We start from the raw sequence: 16,591 nt of genomic DNA, 5'->3' as shown, positions 1-16,591 counted from the left end.
AACGTTTTTTTCCCAGCTTTTATTTTGATTGGCGATATTTTAGTCTTACCTTATTTAACGCATCAACAGTAGCATCTTTGATGGCACGGCTAGTTGCTGATGCACCAGTGATGCCGTCAACATTGGCGCTATTGGCAGTGATTATTTTTCCCGGTAGTTCCTCTAATGCCCAGCGGCCCATTTCGGATTCATGATGTTTGATGATTTGAAGATCCTTAATTTTATTATCATCGTATGTTAATAACACCTGGAGTTCACCGCCATATGCACTAAAGCCGTCACCGATATATTGATTTGCACGTAATTCTCTCATTAATTAATCATATCTCCACTAAATAACGTTATTTTGACCAGTTACACAAATAGAAAGCAAGGGGCAGTTTGCACATTTTGGATTTCGTGAAGTACACATATACCGACCCCAAAAGATCATGCTATGGTGAGCATCTAGCCAATGATCTGGTGGGATAACTGCCATTAGCTTTTTTTCGATTGCAAGGACGGTTGCATTGGGATCAACCATTCGCAGACGGCGCGCAACCCTGCTGACATGGGTATCGACAGGAAAAGCCGGGATGTTGAAACATTCTGCTAGCACAACATCAGCCACCTTTCGTCCAACACCGGAAAGGGTCATTAGTTCTTTAAGCGTATGGGGGACTTCATTGTTAAAGTCGGTAACAATTTGGCGCGATGCGTTAACAAGAAACTTAGCTTTATTACGGTAAAGTCCTAATCGTTTAATATATGGCTCCACTTCTGCTGGTTCCACCCCTGCTAAATCCTTGGGAAACGGAAATTGCTTAAAGAGGGCAGGGGTTACCTCGTTAACAGACTGATCCGTGGATTGTGCGCTTAGGATAGTTGCAAGCAGAAAATGGTAATTTGTGTCTGCAATTAGGGTTGTTCCAGCGTTCGGATAAGTTTTACGCATGATTTTAACCGCATAACGGATTTCCTCAGGGGATAGCATTAATAATCACTCTTTCGTATCAATTTATAACTATTTTAACGCTTCTCAATTAAAAAAAGCGACTAACTCATTTTTTTATCATTAAACTATTATTTGCTTAATATCATAAAAGCAAACTAACAAAAGTGCCGGTTAAGGAAAATAGGTAGTAGCTTACGTTTATTAAAGAAAACGTTTTCTTGAATTAATTTAAATAAACGATTGACCTCTTAATGGCACCTTGGTACAATATATTAAAGATTTTCTTATAATTCTAATCAAATTTTAATTATAAACGTAAAGGAGGATGATTATGAGTTTTTGGAAAACAATTACACGTAAAGAAGACCCGCGTGTTTATGATAGTAAAGACGGTCATTTGGTACGATCTTTGAAGGTGCGGGACTTTTTAGCTTTAGGTGTTGGAACGATTGTGTCCACTTCCATTTTCACTCTTCCTGGTGAAGTGGCCGCAATGCACACTGGTCCTTCAGTTGTGATCTCATTCTTATTAGCAGCGATCGTAGCTGGATTGGTTGCCTTTGCTTACGCTGAAATGGCAGCTGCCATGCCATTTGCTGGTTCAGCATATTCATGGATAAATGTTGTTTTTGGTGAGTTCTTTGGCTGGGTTGCTGGTTGGGCGCTTTTAGCCGAATACTTCATCGCTTTGGCCTTTGTTGGTTCTGGTCTTTCTGCCAACTTCCGTGCACTATTCGCACCATTAGGCTGGAAATTGCCTGCTTCGCTATCCAATGCATTTGGTACAGAGGGTGGTGTTGTTGACCTTGTTTCAGTCGTTGTGATTGTATTGGTTGCCTTGCTTATTTCTCGTGGGGTTTCTCGTGCAGCACGGGTTGAAAATATACTTGTTGTCTTAAAAGTATTTGCAATCTTACTTTTCATTGTTGTTGGTTTAACTGCTTTGAAGGCAAGTAATTTTACACCATTTATTCCGGCTTACCGTGAAACAGCTAACGGTGCTTTTGGTGGTTGGCAAGGTATCTATGCTGGTGTGTCAATGATTTTCCTTTCATATATTGGGTTTGACTCAATTGCAGCTAATTCTGCCGAAGCAATCAATCCACAAAAAACAATGCCTCGAGGAATCCTTGGATCATTGGTAATTGCTGTTGTCCTGTTTGTTGCTGTTAGTTTAGTCTTGGTTGGAGTATTGCCATATGGTCAATACGCTAACAGTGCCGAACCGGTGGGGCTTGCTTTACGGGCGGCTCACCATGGCGGTGTTGCAACTGTTGTGCAAACGATTGCGGTTGTTGGGATGTTTACGGCTTTGATCGGTATGAGTATGGCTGGTTCACGGTTGATTTATTCATTTGGTCGTGACGGTATGTTGCCAAAGTGGCTTGGAAAACTTGATGAAAGTAACCGACCAAACCGTGCATTGTGGACATTGACAATTGGCGCGGTTCTAATTGGTGCATTCTTCCCATTTGCCTTCCTTTCCCAATTGATTTCTGCCGGAACACTGATCGCATTTATGTTTGTTTCTCTTGGGGTATACGCATTGCGTCGTCGTGAAGGAAAAGATATTCCAGAACCTTCATTTAAGATGCCGTTCTACCCTGTCTTGCCAGCACTTGGTTTTATTGCCTCATTCCTTGTATTCATGGGTCTTGATTACCAAGCAAAACTTTACGCTGGGATTTGGTTCGTCTTTGGTTTAATTATTTACTTTGCTTATGGAATGCGGCACTCAACGATGGCAAAGAAAGAAGATGAACAAAATGGAAATGTTGAATACACAAAAGACGAAGTTGAAGACAACGAATAAACAGGTTCTTGCAAAAGAAGAAGAAGCTTTTGCAACTGCAGCTCGGATCAAATATTACGATATTGTTTTAGACCATGGTCAAGGAGCAATTGTTACTGATATTGAAGGCAATAACTATATCGATTTGCTTGCTAGTGCTAGTTCAACAAATACTGGCCACGCACACCCGCGAGTGGTTAAGGCTATTCAGGAACAAGCAGCCAAAATGATTCAATATACGCCGGCTTATTTTGCAAACTCACAGGCAGCCCGTTTAGCGCCGCGGTTAGCAAAACTGGCACCGATGAGTGGGCCTGTTGAAATGGTTTGGGGGAATTCTGGCTCGGATGCTAATGATGCAATTATTAAATTTGCACGGGCATATACAGGGCGCCAATATATCGTTTCATTTACCGGAGCTTATCACGGTTCAACTTATGGTTCGATGACACTTTCAGGTGTTTCATTGAATATGACCCGTAAAATGGGGCCGATGCTACCAGGAGTAGTAAAAGTTCCCTTCCCGAGTCCATGGGAACGCCTTGAGGGTGAAAAGGACGAGGATTTTGTTGACCGAATGTTTAAGCAGTTTAGGTTACCGTTTGAAACTTACCTTCCAGCTGATGAAGTGGCGGCAATTATCATTGAGCCTATTCAGGGAGATGGCGGAATTGTTAAGACACCGCCTGCATATATGCGTAAAGTTTACGATTTTGCAAAACGTAATGGTATTTTATTTGCTGTTGATGAGGTTAACCAAGGAATGGGTCGGACTGGAAAGTGGTGGTCAATTCAACACTTTGATATCGAGCCAGATTTGATGTCGGTTGGTAAATCATTGGCATCAGGATTACCGCTCAGTGCGATGATTGGTCGAAAAGAGATTTTGGAATCGCTTGGCGCACCAGCAAATGTGTACACCACTGCTGGTAACCCAGTTACTACGGCAGCAGCCAATGCAACCCTTGATGTTATTCAAAATGAACATCTCCTCGAACGATCACAGCGTTTAGGGGAAAAGGCTGCTAAATTCTTCCAGCAAGAGCAGGAAAAATATCCTTTTGTTGGGGATGTACGGATGTATGGCCTTGATGGTGGGATTGACATTGTTAATCCAGTCACTGGGAAAGGTGATCCGGAAGCAACAACGAAACTAATGTATCGAATTTTTGAATTAGGGGCTATTATCATTAGTTTGAGGGGGAATATCCTCCGCTTCCAACCACCACTGGTAATCACCGAAGAGGAACTAGATCGGGCGTTTGCAATGATTGATCAAGCATTTTCAGAATTAGCTGCTGGAAAATTAGCAGCACCAGCTAATGCAGAGGAGTTAGGCTGGTAATAGCGACTGTGATATAAGTTCCCTTTATAGTTGAAAACAGTATGTAAAGAAGGCTCTAGTGTTCGGACAATCCGAACGCTAGAGCCCTCTTGATTTAAATGTATATTATTCGATATACTACAATTGCCATCTTAGCTCAGCTAGGTAGAGCACATCCATGGTAAGGATGAGGTCGGCGGTTCGAGTCCGCTAGATGGCTTAATTTAAAGAGTACAGAGTTCATAAATGCTTTTTTATAAGCATTTATGGCCAAATAAAATACTTAAGTTCTTAATGATTTGTAATAGTTTTTCACAGTCCTGCAACACGCTTTTATTAAGGTGTTGCGAAAAATAAATGGAAGTAGTAGCTAAATGCCATCATATCAATGATTTGAGAACTTAATTCATGTTGCAACACATAAAAAAAGCTAGAAGATCCATCAATCTTCTAGCTTTTTTATTTCAACTTATTATTCAGTAAATCTTCATATAAATGGATCGTATCTAAAAAGTTTTTACTAATTAATTCGGCTGTATTTTTTTCCATAGATGTTAGCCTATTAATTAATAATTTTGAATATGGGCGAGAATCATTAATAGATAAATCTTTCTTTTCTGGGATAGATACTAATGTTGCTAAACTTATATCTAAAGCATCTGCTATCTTTTCTAGACGTTGAATACTAATATTTTGGGACTTTTTACTTTCTACCATAGAAATAAACTTCACAGAAAGGTCGCTAAATTCGGCTAATTTTTCTTGAGTTAATCCTCTTAATTTTCGATAACGTCTAATATTTTCACCAATATCAACATTGTTTGCCATAAGAAAACTCCTATTTTTATTACAACAATAAGAGTTAATCCTATTAGTAATAACCTAATATAATTACTTTTAAATATGGAAATATAATTTTAGTGAGCTTATAATAAATCTGTAATTTAAATGAAATCTTAAAAAAGTTATCCATAGTTAAATTAGCCTGGGGGGTATTTATATTGGGAGAGAAAATCAAAGCAATTAAGACAGATACAAATAAGATTTTAGCACTTGTAGCGGCGGGGACTGTAGCCGGGACAATCGGGGCTAGTCAATTAACTCAGCATGTTCAAGCTGACGTTGTTAATCCAACGACGCAAGCATCTGTTCAAAATATTGATGACCAAGTTAATAATGCTAAGACGGCAAAAGATGCCGCCCAAAATGCGGCTGACCAAGCACAACAACAAGTTAATGCTAGTTCTAATGCTGCTTTTGATGCGCATCAACAACAAAATACCGCATCCGATGCTGTTAACAACGCCCAAAACAATGTTAATTCTGCATCCAATGCGGTGGATCAAGCTAAATTATTAAATCCAACGTCTGATGACATTGCCAATGCTAATTCTGCATTGACTTCTGCTCAAGGAACCGTTGAATCTGCTAAGACACAATTACAAAATGATCAAACTAGTGCTAGTGCTGCCAAAGATGCTTTAGCTTCTGCTCAAGCAACAGCTAACAACGCCACTAGCGCTCAACAATCAGCACAATCCTCTGCTGCTAGTGCTAGTGATGCCTTAAATTCTGCAACTAAGGCACTTTCTGATGCACAAAATGCTAAGAGTGCTAGTCAAGATCAATTAAATCAAGCTTCTAGTGCCATTGATCAAGCACAAAAGGCTTATGACGATGCTACTAAAAACGCTACTGGCTTAACTGATTCGCAAGCTTCAGCTGTAAAGAACCTTGCCGATGCCAATGCTAACGCTACTAGCGCAGACAAGGCCGTTGAAACTGCTTCTAATGCTGCATCATCTGCTAGTGTTGCTAATGATCAGGCTCAAACCGCTTTTGATCAAGCATCCCAAGCCCAAAGTCAAGCTGCTCAATCAGCACAACAGGCACATGACGACTTAAATTCAGCTAAGACTGCTCAAGCCGGCGCTCAAATCAAGCTTAACCAAGCTTCTAACGCAACTGTTCAAGCAAGTGAAGCTGTTAAGGACGCTCAATCTCGTGCCGATCAAGCTAATGCTGATGCCGTTAAGCAAAACCAAGCCTTAACTGATGCTAACAAGACCTTTAAGCAATCTTCTGAGACTGCTAACGATGCTCAGACTGCAATGGATAAGGCTAACCAGAATGTTCAAAATGCTACTGCACAATTAAATAATGCTAAATCGGCTAAGCAATCTGCCGATCAAGCTTTAGTTGATGCTCAAGCTAAGTTAAAGCAAGCTAACGAAATTGCAGCTAATGCACAAGCTAAGCTCGATCAATTAGTTCAAAATGCTACTGGCGACAACCAAGCAGTCGCTGACGCAAAACAAGCTTTAACTACTGCTCAATCTGCTGTTAAAGATGCTCAAGCAAAACTTGATAGTGCTAACGATGCCGTTGCTGATGCTAATACTAAGCAATCAAACGCACAAGATGCTTTAGCTTCTGCTCAGCATGACGCTGATGCTAAGCAATCTACTTTAACTAAGGCGCAAAAAGCTCTTAATGATGCACAAGCACAATTAACTGCAGTACAACAACTACAAGCCGGTGCTGAACAAGCCGTTAAGAACGCTCAAGCTGACCTTGGTAATGCCAATTCTGCATTAAAGGCTGCTCAAACGACGCAAGCTAATGCCCAATCAGCATTGGATCAAGCTAATTCTGCATTAGCCTCTGCTAAGGAAACTGAAACGCAAGCTAACCAAACTTTAGCCTCTGCTACACAAGCTCAAACTAATGCTAACAATGCTCTTAATGCTTCTAAGCAAAATCTTAAGAACGCTAACGATGCTTTAGCTGATGCCAAGGCTAAGCAAACTGTTGCTAACGACGCTTTAACTAAGGCTCAACAAAACGTTAAGGACGCTGATGCAAATCTTGCTTCTGCTAAGTCTGCTTTAACTGACGCTACTGACAAGCTCAACAATGCTAAGTCTGCTGTTGCCTCTGCACAACAGGCATTGGATCAAGCTAACCAAGACATTGCAACTAAGACTGCTGAAGTTGCTTCTGCTACCAAGGCTAATGATGACGCTCAAGCCGATCTTCAAACTAAGACCACGGCTATGCAAGCTGCGCAAAAAGCGGTTCAAGATGCTCAAGCAACTTATAATCAACTCTCTAAGCAAGCTGATTCCTTACAAGCTTCAATTGATTCTTATGTTGATAACACTCAAATTAAGGTTCCTGCCGGGATGAAAGCCGCTTATGATAAGATGGTAGCCCGGGCTCAAGCTGTAGCCGCTGAAGGTGGAAATCCACTTACTGATAGTGAATACGTTGCTGATCGAAAAGCTTATATGGATTTAGCTTCTACTGGAATGGATCTCAACAAATTTACATCTAATACATTAGATAAGCAAAACGTAATTGCTCGGAAGGGTACGAGTGAAGTTCGTTCTGAATTCTTTAACAACTTAACTTATGATCAACGTCTTGAGTTAGCCCAATATGCCGTTGATATGATTAACAATGTCCGTGCAGCTTATGGAACTCTTGATACTGCTGGTAAAGATGTGGTTGCTAAAGGCGCTATGGATTACGCTCATGATATCGCTCAGCAATATACTGCTGATAATTGGTCATTGTATAACCATCATGATATGAAGGCAATCAATGATCTTGCTCCTAAATATGGTTTAATGCATGCCGATCATCCGGTAAATTATTTCGAATGTAAGGATAATGGTGTCATCTCACGTCACATTATGGACGATGTTACTGATTGGGATGCTACTGACTATGCAATTAACATGGATGAGATGAAGCATGGACTTCATGACGCAATGCTTCGTTATCTTTTCGATGACGGAACCGATGGTAATAATTTCGGTCATACGATCTCAATTCTTGGACTTAATGATGAAATGTGGTCTGGAACTCCAACTGATCAACGCATTACTTACTTTGGTTTCGATACTAATAACTCTGCTGTTGATAAGGGACAAGACCAGCAACACTGGATCCAAGTACGAGCTTTAACTAAGAAGGTTGAGTTACCTCAATCTGATGGAACAACTACAATCTATGAACCTGCAATTGTTGATCCATCTAAGTTTGATACTACTACTTATACTAAGATCGATCCTAAGTCTAAGGTTCAAGCCCAATTAGATGACGTCAAGAGCCAAATGGCTCAACAACAAACTAAGGTTAATAGCTTAAACGACACTAATACTCAGGCTGTTGAAGCTTACACTGATGCTAACAACCACGCCGTTGATACCAAGAATGCTTTGCAATCTGCTAATGACGAATTGCAAAATGCTAATACGGCTAAGGCTAATGCTCAAAGTCAACTACAAAGCGCTACGGCAACACAAGCTAATGCTCAAAAGACTGTTGATAATGCTAATAACAACCTTAAGAATGCTCAAACCGCTTCTGCTAATGCACATTCCGATGCCGATGTAAAGGCTCAAAGCGTTACTGATGCTAACAGCAATGTCACTGCAGCTCAAAAGACGGTTAATGATGCTAATGCTGACGTTGACGCTAAGGATGATGCTGTTGCTAAGCAAAATGCTAACGTTGATTCTGCACAAAAGATTGTTAACGATGCTACTGCTGACGTTAAGATTAAGCAAACTACTGTTAACAATGCCCAAGCTTCACTTAACCACGCTAAGCAGGGTGTTGATACTGCTAACGGTACTGTTAAATCCGCACAAGCTGCTTTAACTGCTAAACAAAACGCCGCTCAAAAAGCTGCTGATCAAGTTAAGTCTGCTCAAGCTGTCGTTACTGCTGCTCAATCAGCTCAACAAACTGCTGCTGATGACAAGACTAAGGCTGATAAGCAGGTTGAAACTGCACAAGCCGTTCTTAACCAAGCTAAGCAAAACGTCGCTAGTGCTAAGACCGTGCAAAGCGCTGCTAACGATGCTTTAACTGCTGCCCAAAATGACGCTGACGCTAAAAACGCTGCTTATAATGCTGCGGTAGCTACTGCTACTAACCATAATCAAGCCATTGTTTCAGCTCAAAATGATAACAACAGGGCTCAGTCTGCTGCTAAGGATGCTCAAACAGCATTGACTAATGCTCAAACTGCAGCTGATACTGCAGCTAACACTCAAGCTAGTGCTCAGGCTAAGCTTGCAGATCAAACTAAGACTAAGCAAGCTGCTCAAACTGCTTTAGTTAAGGCTAATGATGATTTAGCACAAGCCACTAAGCAATTACAAACTGCTCAAGCTGCTAAGAAGCAAGTTGATGCCGTCGTTGCTCAAACCACTGAAGCTCTCAACAGTGCTAACACTGCTTATACTAATGCTTTAACTGCGCAAACCGCTGCTCAAAAGAACTACAACGCTACTGTTGATGCCACGACGAAGGCTAACGCCGCTGATCAAACTGCTCAAACAGCATTAGCTCAAGCTAACACAGCAAAGGATCAAGCTCAAACTAACTTAAACGCTACTCGTGGCGCATTAGATTCAGCTAATGATCAATTAACTAAGGCTCAAACTGACGCTAAAACTGCTCATGACGCCTTGACTAAGGCACAGAGTGATTTTGATGCTGTTAAGTCAACCTTAACTGCTAGTCAAAAGACATTAGCTAACGCCGCTGACCAATTAGCGAAGGCTCAAGCTGACGCTAAGGCTGCTCAAAAGGCTTTGACTGACGCTGATTCAGCTATCAAGACTGCCCAAGCTGACGTAGAGGCTAAGACTGCCGCTAATGCTCATGCTCAAGCAATGCTTAACCAAGCTAATGTTGCTGCTAAGACTGCCCAAGAAACTGTTGCTAAGGCTCAATCAACTGTTGATTCAATCAATGCCACTCTTGCTGCTGATACCAAGGCTTTAACTACTGCTCAATCTCTAGTTGAAAACTACCAAGCTCAATTAAAGACAATGCAAGACACTAACGCTAACTTTAAGGCTTTGGAAACTAAACTTGCTGATGCTAAGGCTCAATTACAAACTGCTCAAGCTAACCTTATGAAGGCTGCTGACAATGCTAAGAAGGCTGATGCTAAGTTAGCTGATGACACTAAAGCCTTAGCCGATGCTCAAGCTAAGTTGACTCAAGCAACTAATAAGTACAATTACTTACGCGACTTACAGGCTCAAGCCCATCATCAAACTGATGCGCAACGTTTTGCTGATCGTATTGCGATCATCCCAGTGCAATTAACTGCCGGTGACGCATTACCAACGCTTCAAGTTATTCTTAAAGATCAACCAGCAACCTTTGTCCTCTTAGCCGTTCAAAGCACGGATTCTTCCGCTCAACTTCCAGCTAACACTTCCGCACACTTTGCTGATGAAACGCAAGTCTTAACTGATATCAAGACTGCTGGTACCTACACTGAACCAGTTATTGTTACTTTCCCTGATGATTCTTCATTAAATAGTGAGGTTCAATTAACCGTTAAGGCTGCTGAAGAACACCATGACACTAAGCCATCAGATGAAGGTCACGATACTACACCATCAGATGACCACAAGACTAGCCCTAGTGATGATCACAAGGATGAACATCATGACGCCAAGCCAGAGGAAGGTAACAAGACAACACCATCAGATGATCATAAGGACGAACACCATGAAACTAAGCCTGACGAAGGTAATAAGACAACACCATCAGACGATCACAAGGACGAGCACCATGATGTAAAGCCAGATGAAGGTAACAAGACAACGCCTAGTGACGATCACAAGGATGAACATCATGAAACTAAATCAGATGAAGGTAACAAGACTAACCCTAGTGACAACAACAAGGGTGAACACCATGATGTAAAGCCAGATGAAGGTAACAAGACTAACCCTAGTGATGATCATAAAGATGAGCACCATGATGCAAAGCCAGACGAAGGTAACAAGACAACGCCTAGTGATGATCATAAAGATGAGCACCATGATGCAAAGCCAGACGAAGGTAACACGACAACACCATCAGACGATCACAAGAACGAACACCATGATGCAAAGCCTGACGACGGTCATAAGACAACACCATCAGATGATCATAAAGATGAACACCATGATGTAAAACCAGACGAAGGCAATAAGACAACACCATCAGATGATCACCATGACGAACACCATGATGCAAAGCCTGATGAAGGCAACAAGACAACTCCTAGTGATGATCATAAAGACGAACACCATGATGTAAAGCCAGATAACAGTCATGACGCAAAACCCGACGATAGTCACGAGACAATCCCTAGTGATGATCACCATGACGAACACCATGAAACTAAGCCAACAGAAAATACCGATGCTAAGTCAACTGTTGAGTTTGACTTAATTGACGAAGCCGGTCACGTCCACTTTGTTGCATCTCAAACCTTCACTGGTGCCAAGGGTACCAACCAAACTGTTGATTTGACTGCTCCTGAAGGCTATGTTTTTGCCAACAACACTGATGCTCACCAAGTCCTTACCTTTAACAATGGCACTGTTCATGTAATGGTAAACTCAACTCGACAAGGTGCAAAAGAATTACCAAAGACAGGTAATAATACAGAATCAGTAATGGCACTTGCTGGAGTTATGTTGGCTAGTGGATTAGCACTATTTGGATTTAAGAAGAAACGATTTTAGGGAGAAAATATGCAAAAACAAAATACTAAGAAAATAGTTGCTGCTATTATTGCAGTAGCAGTGGTACTGGGAATTATTTTTGGAGTTAATTACCATAATTCACATATATTAGATGGAACGTGGATAGAGAAAACATCTAATGGGGAAGATAAAACAAATACCGCGACCTTAACTAAGCTGAAGATTGATGGTAAACATTTTTCAACAGGTAATGGTGATTATTCTGGTGATATTAAGAGAGATTCAAAGCAAAAGAAGTTAACTTTCATTACTACTAAAAATAGAAATGGTTCGGATAAACCAACAAATGTTGCAACGTACGGATTAAGTGACGATAAGGATGAACTAATCTTAAATTTTAGCGATGGAAGTGATGATATCTTAGATGGTTCTGATGTTATTCTCGTAAAATCCACCTCAAAAGAAGGAAAGTCAATTCAAAAACAATCAAATCAGATGGGTGAAGAGTTTAAAAAGGAACAAGGTCGAGCAGATAAGAACACCAAGAAAGCTGTTGAGACATTAAAAGGAAAAACTTTGGTTCCATCTCGAAATATGAACTATTCATCAGAACAACTTGAAACAGCTGCAAAGCAGGATGACAAAGAAGATGATAAGGAAACTACTATCGAACAGGTTGCAAGTTTAGCTAAACAAGGAAGTGTGAAGATTCCACAAAGTATTCAATTTAGCAAAAATGGTAAAAATGTAATAGTTAATTATAATGAATACTCATTAGGTGAAAGTGGACTTAGTGATACAACTTATAATGCGAAGATTGAGAAGAAAAAATCTTCAGGAAAGGTAAGTATAGATTCAGATACTAATCAAATTACAAATCGTCCTGAAACGACAGTTAATATTGATTTAGATGGATTGCCATTAGAATTAAAATATAATATGGTAAACCATACACTAAAATCTGATAGTACTGATACAGGTACAGAGGTTACTTATAAAATAAGATAATAAAAAATACCATGTGACTTAGTTGAAGTTGCATGGTATTTTTTCGTCATAACATCTTGTTGACAAATCATTTTTATTTTTTAGAAATTTCGTCAAGAAATTTATACATTTCTTTAGGATCTCTACGACTTTCAAGTGAAGAAATTAAGTCATTAAGTTCATCATAAAGTGATTCAAGATATTCTAAGTCACGATTATATCGAACTAGGATTTTATTTAAACTATCTAAGGATTGTTCTGAAAATTTGTATTCCTCGTTTAACTCCTTAAATACCTTTCTAACGTAAGTAATTCTGGAATTTACATAACTTTCATCAACAACTTCGTTCGCATAGCTCTCCGTTTCATATTTATTATAAAAATAGTCATCCAAGATAGCTGCCATTCGTTGAGAAACATATAGTTTCTGATTTGGACCAGTTATAAAATCGTCTTTGTATTCATTCTGTTGCTCTTGTGAGAATGAATCTCTTATCCTTTTAATTCGATTATAAAAGGTCTTTTGAGAGGCGCGAGTTTCTTTAGGTACTCCACCTTCAATTCGGTTGTAGAGAGTATCGCTATCTCTACTATCTTTAACAGTACCAACTGGAATATATCCTTTTTTCTTAAGATCTTCTACTTCTTTTTCATCCATAATTAAAAAAGCCTCCTATTTTGATAATGCAAAATGCTACTAGGTGCCTATTAGACCGGTATGTCTGGGCGGTGAATAAGTTCGGAATGCCAAGCCCAAAGGTCTATCATATTAAGTGAAGTAAGAGAGATAGATATTCATACATATTATACTCCTATTTTCAGCGAAATCTTAAAAAGAAAGGATGAAGTATATGACGAATAAAGAAAATTATATTTCACTGGCAGGTCTGAAAGGTGATATCCAGAAGGAGCTACAGAACTGTACATTGCTTGTCATTGATATTAGTGATATCGATGACGAGAAGCATCCAGAACTGGGTGCTCGGGTCACAGTGCAGGCTCTGGATGGAAAACTAGCACACACGCGTCATGACCGGATTAGCGTGAAAGTATCAAAGGCAAATAGCCAGAAAATTGCTATTGGAGATAAGGTGCGCCTTCGGATAATTAGTTCGAGCGCGTTCGCCTTCAACAATCCTAATTCTCAGAGTAGCTTTGCTCCAGTACATGTAAGTATTTTAGGAAGCTTTTCAAAAGTAGAGGAGGGAGAAAAATGATAGCTTCATTGTTAACTGGAATGGTAGGAGGTGCTGGCGTTCTAGGAGCAGGCTACGGAATAGCTAAGAAAAAGCTTCAGAACGAACCATTAACTGCAATTAAAAAATTTCAAAGTGAAAAAGAACAGAATGATCAGCGTTCTGACGCTTTATCTAAGAAAGAAGTTGAACTCAAGAAGAGAGAAAAGGAACTACAAGAACGATCAGGATTCTTGGACAAGAGATATGATGAAATCGTTGACGATGATGAGAGCAACCGGCAGATTGCGGATTATTACAATGATCTCATTCAGAGGGAACAGAATGATTGGAAAAAATGGCGAGAAAAACAAAATCCTAAGAAAGGTGAGAAACCAGTTCTGGAACTAGTGAAAAGAAATGCGGCTGCTAGGAGTGAGAAAGGCTATTTTAAATATTTACATGACCATCGTGGCGCTCTAACGGATACACAGTATGGAATTTTCTTAGAGCTACAGGATCTGCTGGCTAAGGAATTTTCGAATAGTGAATATAAAGCATTCCTGATGGGACTATATCGCTTCCTGTGCCGGGAAGGCTACAATCCATATCTGGTGTCATGGATGTTAATGACGGCTTTTCATAATGTATAAATATCTGTATGGCGTGCAAGTGCTAATCCTGAGTGGACTGGAGAGCCGGTAGGCTCGGAAGGAAACGCAAGGATTAGCACTTGCTGTAAGCGCACATCGGAAAGATGCATGTAAGGTTATTTATTACAAAAGGAGAACAAGATGGAAAAAAGTATTGAAACAGAAATGGTAGAAGACATGGTAAACAAAATTGATGAAGTCTTCGAAAATGATTATTTAAGCATGGCCGAGGCAATGAAAGAAAGTTATAAGGTATTACATTATGTTAGTTCACAATTATGTAATGCTTTGTGCCTGTATGACGTATACAATGATCCATGTCCTGGTGGAACGATGATGCCATTTGAGCAATATGAAATGCGTAAAAAACATTCGGCAAGTGACGTTGACAACACATTAGCATTAATGGCAATTCGAGAACTTTGCAATAATTTATTGAAAGAAAAAGATTTAAACGAAATCCCTTTCTATTCTTTTAATGATATTTTTGAAGTCTTAAATCGAGTAGATAGTGTAGATGATGACACAGATTACTTTTATTGATTGTTATCTTGCGGTTTGATGTGCTTGTTCCATCAAACCGTGGTGAAGACACTTTTTACAGATTGATGTCTCAATAGAAAGGAATGAAACTATTGTCAGAAAATAGCAAGAATGAAGGCTCAGAAGGCAAGAAAAAGGAAGAAATCGCTAAAGTCCGTTCGAGGGTCTGGATGTACACCCAGCAGATAACAGATTTACCTTTTGATTCTATTGCTGCATTAATTCGTCGAGTCAAGACGATTCCTAATATCGATAAGATTGCTTGGATTGTCCATAACAAGGATATTAATAAAAAAGGTGAAAAGGTTACCCCACATGTTCACGTAGGCTTTACGTTAACTAAGCGTACGACAATTTCGCGTTTGTCAAAAATAATAAATGATCGACCACAGCAAATAACCTGTTTTACAAAACGTGGTCAATCAATAGCAAACAGTACTAAAAATTTGATGGGTTATCTGATTCATCATACCAAGGAAGCTAAGCAACAGGGAAAATATCAATATTCTCCTTCAGAAGTGCAAGCAAACTTTGACTATCCATCATATATCGAGCAGACCGAAGAGATTAAATCAACTACGGATATTCTTGATGAATATGCTAATGAGAATATTTCTCGGGATGAAGCTGAAGACCTACTGAAATTACAAGGTGGCGCTGCTCTTGCTAGGAACATTAAAAACTTAGATCAAATTGACTCCTACATTATGGAAGAGAAGTGTAAGCGATGGGTGAAAAAGAAGGAGGAAAAAGGAGACATGATCATGGTTTCTTGGCTATCCGGGTTTGCTGGAACGGGGAAAACCAGCTTTGCTAGGCATTTTGCTGAGGAACGTGGATTGAGTTACTTTGTAACGACCAGTCAGAATGATCCTTTTCAAGGGTATCGTGGAGAACAGGTGCTAATTTTTGATGAAGTCCGACCAAATACTATTACTTATGCTGATCTTTTACAGATTTGCGACCCTTACTTGTACAGGAAAAACCTTACTGCTCGCTACCATAATCCACCATTTCAGTCTGATTTTATTTTTCTAACTAGTGTGTACGATCCACTACAGTTTTACAACAGCATGAATAATGTAAAAAGTAAAATTGATACTTTTGAACAGCTTGATCGACGTATTGGAATGAAGTTGGATTTTTCATATGATCAACTTACACAGTATGTGTACGACATTGATCCGAAAAAGAATAGATGGATTGTAGAATATGGGAGCAGCTATACTAATCCATACGCAAGAAAGGGATTAGGATCTATGTTTACTCTGAGGGAATTACAGCAATATGGGGATGAAATCGGAGAAAAAGAAAAAAATCACCAGAGCCGGCCAAAGCAATCTGATGATTAGGAAAATTATTTACAGTCTCATTCTATTCCTATTGACATAGTTAATCAAATTAATGGTGATGGAAATGATAGGAAAAAAGTTTTTAAATACTAAGGAAACCGCAGAAAAGCTAGGTATAAGTACCGGTTATTTACGTAAATTACAGAAATTAGGACTGCCATACCACCAGCTTAGTGAGGATAGCTATAAGTATTTCAACCTTTCAGAGGTAGAAAACTGGTTATGTGTAGCGGGGTACAAGCAGCAGACAACATGGAAAAAGAAGTAGTGAGGTGTTAATATTAGGAGCGATGGCATCAGCTATTGCTCCCTTTTTA

The 16,591-nt window shown here is 39.7% G+C and carries 13 protein-coding genes and 1 tRNA gene; 10 read left to right on the top strand and 4 right to left on the bottom strand.

The window, feature by feature from the left end; all coding sequences use genetic code 11:
* Positions 1-19: 19 nt before the first annotated feature.
* The gene (locus DTK66_RS00815) at positions 20-313 is read right to left on the bottom strand and encodes an FMN-binding protein (protein WP_191667463.1); all 294 of its coding nucleotides are present in this window, start codon (positions 311-313) and stop codon (positions 20-22) included.
* Between the two features lie 18 nt (positions 314-331).
* Complete coding sequence (nth, locus tag DTK66_RS00810) at positions 332-973, bottom strand: endonuclease III (protein WP_191667462.1); 642 nt, start codon at positions 971-973, stop codon at positions 332-334.
* Between the two features lie 292 nt (positions 974-1,265).
* Here nth and DTK66_RS00805 point away from each other — a divergent pair, with 292 nt between their 5' ends.
* From DTK66_RS00805 to DTK66_RS00795, 3 genes are all read left to right on the top strand, one after another.
* On the top strand, positions 1,266-2,747 hold the full coding sequence (locus tag DTK66_RS00805) for an APC family permease (RefSeq protein ID WP_191667461.1): 1,482 nt from the start codon (positions 1,266-1,268) through the stop codon (positions 2,745-2,747).
* Positions 2,707-4,071, top strand: coding sequence for an aspartate aminotransferase family protein (locus DTK66_RS00800; protein WP_191667474.1), 1,365 nt, complete (start codon positions 2,707-2,709; stop codon positions 4,069-4,071). The genes DTK66_RS00805 and DTK66_RS00800 overlap by 41 nt, the downstream gene beginning before the upstream one ends.
* Positions 4,072-4,196: 125 nt before the next feature.
* Positions 4,197-4,270, top strand: a tRNA-Thr gene (locus tag DTK66_RS00795).
* 239 nt (positions 4,271-4,509) lie between these two features.
* Here DTK66_RS00795 and DTK66_RS00790 read toward each other — a convergent pair.
* Entirely contained in the window at positions 4,510-4,878 is a 369-nt protein-coding gene (locus DTK66_RS00790; protein ID WP_003665518.1) for a helix-turn-helix domain-containing protein, read from the bottom strand.
* A 173-nt stretch (positions 4,879-5,051) separates the two neighbouring features.
* Between DTK66_RS00790 and DTK66_RS00785 the strand changes: the two genes are divergently transcribed.
* Together DTK66_RS00785 and DTK66_RS00780 are read left to right on the top strand one after the other, a co-directional pair.
* Complete coding sequence (locus tag DTK66_RS00785) at positions 5,052-11,603, top strand: SEC10/PgrA surface exclusion domain-containing protein (protein WP_191667460.1); 6,552 nt, start codon at positions 5,052-5,054, stop codon at positions 11,601-11,603.
* A gap of 9 nt (positions 11,604-11,612) precedes the next feature.
* Complete coding sequence (locus tag DTK66_RS00780) at positions 11,613-12,572, top strand: hypothetical protein (protein ID WP_191667459.1); 960 nt, start codon at positions 11,613-11,615, stop codon at positions 12,570-12,572.
* A gap of 73 nt (positions 12,573-12,645) precedes the next feature.
* Here the strand turns inward: DTK66_RS00780 and DTK66_RS00775 are convergent, their stop codons facing one another.
* The gene (locus DTK66_RS00775) at positions 12,646-13,209 is read right to left on the bottom strand and encodes a hypothetical protein (protein WP_191667458.1); all 564 of its coding nucleotides are present in this window, start codon (positions 13,207-13,209) and stop codon (positions 12,646-12,648) included.
* Between the two features lie 193 nt (positions 13,210-13,402).
* Here DTK66_RS00775 and DTK66_RS00770 point away from each other — a divergent pair, with 193 nt between their 5' ends.
* From DTK66_RS00770 to DTK66_RS00750, 5 genes are all read left to right on the top strand, one after another.
* Positions 13,403-13,768: a hypothetical protein gene (locus DTK66_RS00770; RefSeq protein ID WP_191667457.1), complete on the top strand. Its 366-nt coding sequence runs from the start codon at positions 13,403-13,405 to the stop codon at positions 13,766-13,768.
* Positions 13,765-14,379, top strand: a complete 615-nt coding sequence (locus DTK66_RS00765) for a hypothetical protein (protein WP_191667456.1) — start codon at positions 13,765-13,767, stop codon at positions 14,377-14,379. Before DTK66_RS00770 ends, DTK66_RS00765 begins: the two co-directional genes overlap by 4 nt.
* A gap of 141 nt (positions 14,380-14,520) precedes the next feature.
* Positions 14,521-14,922, top strand: coding sequence for a hypothetical protein (locus tag DTK66_RS00760; RefSeq protein ID WP_191667455.1), 402 nt, complete (start codon positions 14,521-14,523; stop codon positions 14,920-14,922).
* A gap of 83 nt (positions 14,923-15,005) precedes the next feature.
* Positions 15,006-16,274, top strand: a complete 1,269-nt coding sequence (locus tag DTK66_RS00755; RefSeq protein WP_191667454.1) for a Rep family protein — start codon at positions 15,006-15,008, stop codon at positions 16,272-16,274.
* A 64-nt stretch (positions 16,275-16,338) separates the two neighbouring features.
* A complete protein-coding gene (locus tag DTK66_RS00750; RefSeq protein WP_191667473.1) occupies positions 16,339-16,542 on the top strand; it encodes a helix-turn-helix transcriptional regulator in 204 nt (67 codons plus the stop codon).
* The last annotated feature ends 49 nt before the right edge of the window (positions 16,543-16,591 follow it).

Origin of the sequence: Limosilactobacillus walteri (assembly GCF_014830205.1) — a bacterium.
Classification (GTDB): domain Bacteria; phylum Bacillota; class Bacilli; order Lactobacillales; family Lactobacillaceae; genus Limosilactobacillus; species Limosilactobacillus walteri.
Note: the sequence above shows the minus strand (reverse complement) of the source record. Positions and strands in the feature narration are given on the sequence as shown.

Bases quoted from the DNA above. Each gene is read 5' to 3' on its own strand.
- DTK66_RS00815 (WP_191667463.1), bottom strand. From the start codon at position 313: ATGAGAGAATTACGTGCAAATCAATATATCGGTGACGGCTTTAGTGCA.
- nth (WP_191667462.1), bottom strand. From the start codon at position 973: ATGCTATCCCCTGAGGAAATCCGTTATGCGGTTAAAATCATGCGTAAA.
- DTK66_RS00805 (WP_191667461.1), top strand. From the start codon at position 1,266: ATGAGTTTTTGGAAAACAATTACACGTAAAGAAGACCCGCGTGTTTAT.
- DTK66_RS00800 (WP_191667474.1), top strand. From the start codon at position 2,707: ATGTTGAATACACAAAAGACGAAGTTGAAGACAACGAATAAACAGGTT.
- DTK66_RS00790 (WP_003665518.1), bottom strand. From the start codon at position 4,878: ATGGCAAACAATGTTGATATTGGTGAAAATATTAGACGTTATCGAAAA.
- DTK66_RS00780 (WP_191667459.1), top strand. From the start codon at position 11,613: ATGCAAAAACAAAATACTAAGAAAATAGTTGCTGCTATTATTGCAGTA.
- DTK66_RS00775 (WP_191667458.1), bottom strand. From the start codon at position 13,209: ATGGATGAAAAAGAAGTAGAAGATCTTAAGAAAAAAGGATATATTCCA.
- DTK66_RS00770 (WP_191667457.1), top strand. From the start codon at position 13,403: ATGACGAATAAAGAAAATTATATTTCACTGGCAGGTCTGAAAGGTGAT.
- DTK66_RS00765 (WP_191667456.1), top strand. From the start codon at position 13,765: ATGATAGCTTCATTGTTAACTGGAATGGTAGGAGGTGCTGGCGTTCTA.
- DTK66_RS00760 (WP_191667455.1), top strand. From the start codon at position 14,521: ATGGAAAAAAGTATTGAAACAGAAATGGTAGAAGACATGGTAAACAAA.
- DTK66_RS00755 (WP_191667454.1), top strand. From the start codon at position 15,006: ATGAAACTATTGTCAGAAAATAGCAAGAATGAAGGCTCAGAAGGCAAG.
- DTK66_RS00750 (WP_191667473.1), top strand. From the start codon at position 16,339: ATGATAGGAAAAAAGTTTTTAAATACTAAGGAAACCGCAGAAAAGCTA.